At 66.2% G+C, this 6,087-nt stretch carries 6 protein-coding genes; 3 read left to right on the forward strand and 3 right to left on the reverse strand.

Annotated elements, in window-relative coordinates; translation table 11 throughout:
* The first annotated feature begins 242 nt into the window (after positions 1–242).
* The gene (locus tag WAW85_RS15505; protein ID WP_422560487.1) at positions 243–1,595 is read left to right on the forward strand and encodes a M1 family metallopeptidase; all 1,353 of its coding nucleotides are present in this window, start codon (positions 243–245) and stop codon (positions 1,593–1,595) included.
* A gap of 70 nt (positions 1,596–1,665) precedes the next feature.
* Here the strand turns inward: WAW85_RS15505 and WAW85_RS15510 are convergent, their stop codons facing one another.
* Together WAW85_RS15510 and rfbA are read right to left on the reverse strand one after the other, a co-directional pair.
* Positions 1,666–2,244 (reverse strand): dTDP-4-dehydrorhamnose 3,5-epimerase family protein, encoded by a 579-nt coding sequence (locus tag WAW85_RS15510; RefSeq protein ID WP_422560482.1) that lies wholly within the window; start codon positions 2,242–2,244, stop codon positions 1,666–1,668.
* A 5-nt stretch (positions 2,245–2,249) separates the two neighbouring features.
* Positions 2,250–3,125, reverse strand: a complete 876-nt coding sequence (gene rfbA, locus WAW85_RS15515; protein ID WP_422560483.1) for a glucose-1-phosphate thymidylyltransferase RfbA — start codon at positions 3,123–3,125, stop codon at positions 2,250–2,252.
* Between the two features lie 65 nt (positions 3,126–3,190).
* On the opposite strand from rfbA, the gene rfbB reads away from it, so the two are divergent.
* The gene (gene rfbB / locus WAW85_RS15520; RefSeq protein ID WP_422560484.1) at positions 3,191–4,192 is read left to right on the forward strand and encodes a dTDP-glucose 4,6-dehydratase; all 1,002 of its coding nucleotides are present in this window, start codon (positions 3,191–3,193) and stop codon (positions 4,190–4,192) included.
* Positions 4,193–4,236: 44 nt separating this feature from the next.
* On the forward strand, positions 4,237–5,253 hold the full coding sequence (gene galE, locus WAW85_RS15525) for a UDP-glucose 4-epimerase GalE (RefSeq protein WP_422560485.1): 1,017 nt from the start codon (positions 4,237–4,239) through the stop codon (positions 5,251–5,253).
* A gap of 30 nt (positions 5,254–5,283) precedes the next feature.
* Here the strand turns inward: galE and WAW85_RS15530 are convergent.
* On the reverse strand, positions 5,284–6,087 hold an 804-nt coding region (locus tag WAW85_RS15530; RefSeq protein ID WP_422560486.1), incomplete at its 5' end, for an MFS transporter.

The raw sequence follows: 6,087 nt of genomic DNA on the forward strand, positions 1-6,087 counted from the left end.
GCCCTACCCGCAGCCGGCGCCGCCGGGCGCACCCGTAAGACGGCCGGCGCCGCCCGTAGCTCACAATTCCCGCTCCCCGCACCCGTCGACGGCGCCACCACCACCGGCCGCCGGGGGGCCGTCACCCACTGTCGTCTTCAGGCCGGTTGAGCCACCCGATCACGCTGGCAAGCCACCGCGATAGGTCCCAGGTAGGGTGTGCCTATTCCCCCTACGGCGACTACATGAGGTGAGGCCAGGTGCTGAGGAATCAGGGCAGCGGCAGCGCGCACACACCTGTCCTGAGCGGCACTTCACACGAGCTGGATCCGTACCTTCCGAAGACCGGAAATCTCGGGTACCGCGTCTCCCGATACGACCTCACGCTCGACTACCGCGTCAACTCCAACCGGCTGCGGGGCACCGCTCACCTCACCGCAACGTCGTACCAGCAACTGAACCGCTTCACGCTCGACCTCGCCACATCGCTGCACGTCGAGCGAGTCACTGTGAACCAGAAGCGGGCGCGCCATGCTCATCGCGCGGGCAAGCTCTCGATCACACCGGCGGCCGCGATCCCGCCCGGCGGCGCAATGAACATCGTTGTCCGGTACGCGGGCAATCCGCGACCGATCCGCAGCACGTGGGGTGAAGTCGGGTGGGAGGAGCTGGAGAACGGTGTGCTGTGCGGAAACCAGCCGAACGGCGCACCGTCGTGGTTCCCCTGTGACGACCATCCCGAGGCCAAGGCGCCCTTCCAGATCACCATCACCACCGACAGCCCGTACCACGCACTCGCCAATGGTGTGCTGATCGATAAGAAACGGTCGGCGACGCAGACCACCTGGGTGTACGAGCAGGTGGAGCCGATGGCTACCTATCTCGCGTCCATTCAGATCGGGCAATACGAGCACCGGCAAATCACCGATGTGCCGGTGCCGGTGTACGCGCTCGCACCGCGGGCGCGAATGGCAGACTTCGACGCCAGCTTCGCCAATCAGGTCGCGATGATCGCCGTCTTCAGCGAAATGTTCGGGCCGTATCCGTTCCCGATCTACACGGCGGTGGTCGTCGACGACGACCTGGACATCCCCCTCGAAGCGCAGAGCTTCGCGACGTTCGGCGCCAACCACTGCGACGGCACCCTAGCCAGTGAGCGCCTCATCGCGCACGAGTTGGCGCACCAGTGGTTCGGTAACTCGGTGACCTTGGCACGCTGGCAGGACATCTGGCTAAACGAGGGCTTCGCCTGCTATGCGGAGTGGCTGTGGAGCCAGCACAGTGGCGGCCGCTCCGCGGACGAGTGGGCCCGGCATTACTACGCCAAGTTGGCCGCCAACCCGGTCGCCGTCGCCCTCGGCGACCCAGGCCCGCGGGAGATGTTCGACGACTGGGTCTACAAGCGCGGCGCCGTCACCCTGCACGCCCTCCGCTTGCGCCTGGGCGACGGCGCCTTCTTCAAATTGCTGCACCGGTGGACCGACAAGTACCGGTACCGCTGCGTGACCACCGAGGACTTCATCGCGCTGGCAAGTACCTACACCGACGACTCGCTCAACGACTTCTGGCGCGATTGGTTGTTTGTCCCCGAACTCGCGCCCTACCCCGCACCCTGATCGGCCCCGGCACTCTGGATCCGGTATCGGTCGCGGTTTCCGTGCGCCCAACGACCAGAACCGCGACCGGTCACTCGGGCAGGAGCCCGGCCCCGGTGGCCTCACACAAGCTGGGAGCAGCCCGGTCCTTCGCCGAGAACACGAAATCCAGCGGGGCGCCGTCGCGACCGACCAGCGGCCACGAGATGCCGAGTTCACGGTCCAGCGGATCGATGCCGTGCTCGGCCGACGGATTGTAGCCGGTGGAACAGAGATAGGTGACCGTCGATCCGTCCTGCAGTGAACAGAAAGCGTGACCGAGCCCCTCTGCCAGATACACCGCTTTACGGTCGGCGTCGTCGAGCAGCACCGCGTCGTACTCGCCGAAGGTCGGCGACCCGACCCGCAGATCAACGACAACATCGAGCACCGCACCCACCGCGCAGGTGACATATTTGGCCTGTCCGGGCGGCACATCGGCGAAGTGGATGCCGCGGATCACCCCGGCCGCCGACACTGACGTGTTGGCCTGCGCCACGGTAAACGGGTGTCCGATCGCCGCCGCCAGCACCTCGGCCTTGAACGACTCCAGGAATATCCCACGATCGTCGCCGAACTGCGCAGGGGTGAATTCCCACGCGCCGGCGATGGACAGTTCGCGCACCTGCATAACGCTCAGAGCTCCGGTCCGCGGTCGAGGAGGTCCAGCAGGTACTTGCCGTATCCGGACTTGGTCAATTCGCTTGCCCGCGAGCGCAGTTCGTCGTCGGTGAGGTATCCCAGCCGCCAGGCGATCTCCTCGGGCACCGCGATCTTCAAGCCTTGCCGCTGCTCGACGGTGCGGACAAAGTTGCCCGCGTCCAGGAGCGAGTCGAACGTGCCGGTGTCGAGCCAGGCGGTGCCGCGCGGCAGTACGGTGACGTGCAGTTTGCCACGCCGCAGGTATTCGGCGTTGATGTCGGTGATCTCGTACTCGCCGCGCGGCGACGGGGTGAGGCCGCGGGCGATGTCCACGACGTCGTTGTCGTAGAAGTAGAGCCCCGGTACCGCGTAGTGCGACTTCGGGTCGGTGGGCTTCTCTGCCAGCGAGACGGCACGGCCGGTGTCGTCGAACTCGACCACCCCGTACGCCGACGGATCAGCCACCCGATAAGCGAAAATCGCGCCGCCGTCGACGTCGCTGAAGCCTTGCAGCTGACTGCCCAGGCCCGGGCCGTAAAAGATGTTGTCGCCCAGGACGAGAGCGACGGTATCGTCACCGATGTGGTCGGCGCCGAGCACAAAGGCCTGCGCGAGACCATTCGGTGCGGACTGGACGGCGTAGGTGAGGCGGATACCGAACTGCGAGCCGTCGCCGAGGAGGTACTCGAACGCCGGGCGGTCGTGCGGCGTGGTGATCACCAGGATGTCTCGGATCCCGGCCAACATCAGCGTCGAGAGCGGGTAGTAGACCATCGGCTTGTCGTACACCGGGACCAGTTGCTTGCTGACGCCCTGGGTGATCGGGTGCAACCGCGATCCGGTGCCACCGGCCAGGATGATTCCGCGCATGGGCAAAGCCTATCGGTAGAGTCGGCAGGACACATCGAATGCTGGGCGAGGAGAGGTGCGGAGCGATGCGCGTGCTGGTCACCGGGGGCGCTGGCTTCATCGGGGCGAATTTCGTGCGCTCGACGCTGGCGACCCGCCCGGACGTCGAGATCACCGTGCTGGACAAGTTCACCTATGCCGCCAATCCGCGCACCCTGGAGCCGGTCGCCGGCGCGATCACCGTGGTGCGCGGCGACATCGGCGACGCGGCGCTGGTCGATCCCTTGGTCGCCGCCCACGACCTGGTGGTGAACTTCGCCGCCGAATCGCACAACGACAACTCGTTGACCGATCCGTCGTCGTTCGTCGACACCAACCTGGTGGGCACGTACACCCTGCTCGAGTCGGTACGCCGGCACCGCACGGCGCTGCACCACATCAGTACTGACGAGGTGTACGGCGATCTGGATCTCGACGACCCGGAGCGGTTCACCGAAGCGACCGCCTACAACCCGTCGAGCCCGTACAGCGCCACCAAAGCCGGCAGCGACTTGCTGGTGCGGGCCTGGGTGCGCAGCTTCGGGATCACCGCAACCATCTCGAACTGCTCCAATAACTATGGGCCGTACCAGCACGTGGAGAAGCTGATTCCGCGGCAGATCACCAATGTTCTCACCGGCGTGCGGCCTAAGGTGTACGGCGACGGCGCCAACGTGCGCGACTGGATTCACGTTGCCGACCACAATGACGCGGTCTGGACGATCATCGACCGCGGCGAGCCCGGGCAGACGTATCTGATTGGCGCCGACGGCGAAGTGGACAATCGGACAGTCGTCGAAGACATTCTGGACCTGATGGGTCAGCCCACCGACGCCTTCGACTTCGTCACCGACCGGCCCGGGCACGACCGTCGGTACGCGATCGATTCGACGCGGCTGCGCACCGAGCTCGGGTGGACGCCGCGCTTCACCGACTTCCGCTCCGGGCTCGCCGACACCATCGATTGGTACCGAAATCACAGTGACTGGTGGGAGCCGGTCAAGTCGGGTGTGGAAGCCTCATACGCAAAGACTCAGCAGACTCTGTGAATCATCGCATCGAGCGACCGTCAAGCCGCACCGAGGGAGAAGACATGCGCGTTCTGGTCACCGGCGGCGCGGGCTACATCGGCTCGCACACCGTGCTGCAGTTGCTCGCTGCCGGCCACCAGGCCGTGATCGCCGACGACTTCAGCAATGCCAAACCCTCCGTCATCGATCGATTGGAATCCCTTGCCGGCCAGTCGATTCCGGTCTATCGGGTAGATCTCACGGACCGCGCGGCCACCACGGAGATGTTCGCCGTCGAGCGACTCGACGCGGTGATTCACTTCGCCGGCTTCAAAGCTGTGGGCGAGTCGGTGGCCAAGCCCCTGAGCTACTACCAGAACAACCTCGACAGCACGCTCTCGGTGTTGGCCGCGATGGACGCCCACAATGTGCGCACCTTCGTGTTCTCGTCCTCGGCGACGGTGTATGGCGACAATCCGGTCCGCGAACGCACCGAAGACATGCCCACCACCGCCACCAGCCCGTACGGCTGGACCAAGGTGATGAGCGAGCAGGTGCTCGCTGATCTTGCGAACGCCGACGACCGCTGGCGGATCGCGGTGCTGCGGTATTTCAATCCGGTCGGCGCACATCCGAGCGGGCTCATCGGCGAGGACCCGAGCGGCTTTCCGAACAACCTGATGCCGTTTGTCGCTCAGGTCGCGGTCGGCCGCCGGGAGAAGCTGTCGGTCTTCGGCGACGACTACGACACCGTCGACGGCACCGGGGTCCGCGACTACATCCACGTCGAAGACCTGGCCGCCGGGCATATCGCGGCGCTGGACCGGATGCGCGCCGTCGACGACGGGTGGAGCGCCTGGAACCTCGGCTCCGGGGACGGGGTGTCGGTGCTGGCGCTCGTGGATTCGTTCGCGCGGGCCAGCGCACGGGAGATCCCGTACGAGATAGTTCCTCGCCGGCCCGGCGATGCGCCAGCGTACTGGGCCGATGCGAGCAAGGCGAACGCCGAGCTGGGCTGGCGTACCCGCAAAACTCTCGACGAGATGTGTGCCGATTCGTGGCGCTGGCAGTCGCAGAATCCCGGCGGGTACCCCGACTGACCGCCGGGCGGCCGGACGCCCTGGCTGGTGTTAGAGCACCTGCTCCTCGTGGTGTTTGCCGGTGCCGAGCCGCATGCCGCTGGGCGCTCCGGCACGGTAGCCGAACAGCACCAGCACCAAGGCGCCGGCGGCCACCACGGCACCGAAGATCATCATGGCCGGATAGCCGAAGCCGAATTGTTCGTGCAGCCAGGTAAGGATCGCCGGACTGGCAAAGCCCAGGTAGGTGAGACCGTAGAAGACTGCGGTGAGACCGGCGAGGTCGTTGGGACCGGCCAGGCGCTGGGTGGCGAGCAGACCGGCGATCATCGCCATCCCGTACCCGGCGCCGAGGACGGTCGCCGCAATCAGGCCCGCGGGCACGGTGAGGATCCGCGCGGCCATCGCGGCTAACAACATGCCGGCCACCACCAGAATCATCGCAACGATGGCACCCCGCGGCGAGCCGGGTCGGTCGATCCGGCGGCCGAGGGTCTGCACAAAGAACCCCGCGGTCAATCCGATAACGCAGCACAGTCCGGCGAACACGATCTGCCAGCCGTCGGTCTTCGGGGTCAGCAGCTGCGGGATCACCGCATAGGCAACAGCACACGTACCGAACACCCACGGCGCAATGGGCGCGACCTGCACCCAAAACGCGCGTTTACCGGCGGACGGGATCCGAAGATCGTCAAGCAACCGCCCGTCGCGGGCACCGGTGCGGGTCTCGGGCGTCGACCAGAGGAGAATCAAGGCGACGACGGTCATCGCGATGTTGATCAGGTAGGCCAACTGGCTGGGCCACGGCGCCCACTGGGCGAGGACCGCCGCGACACCGGCCCCGAGCCCGAAGCC

The sequence above is a fragment of the Gordonia sp. (in: high G+C Gram-positive bacteria) genome, from assembly GCF_049299075.1.
Lineage (GTDB): Bacteria > Actinomycetota > Actinomycetes > Mycobacteriales > Mycobacteriaceae > Gordonia.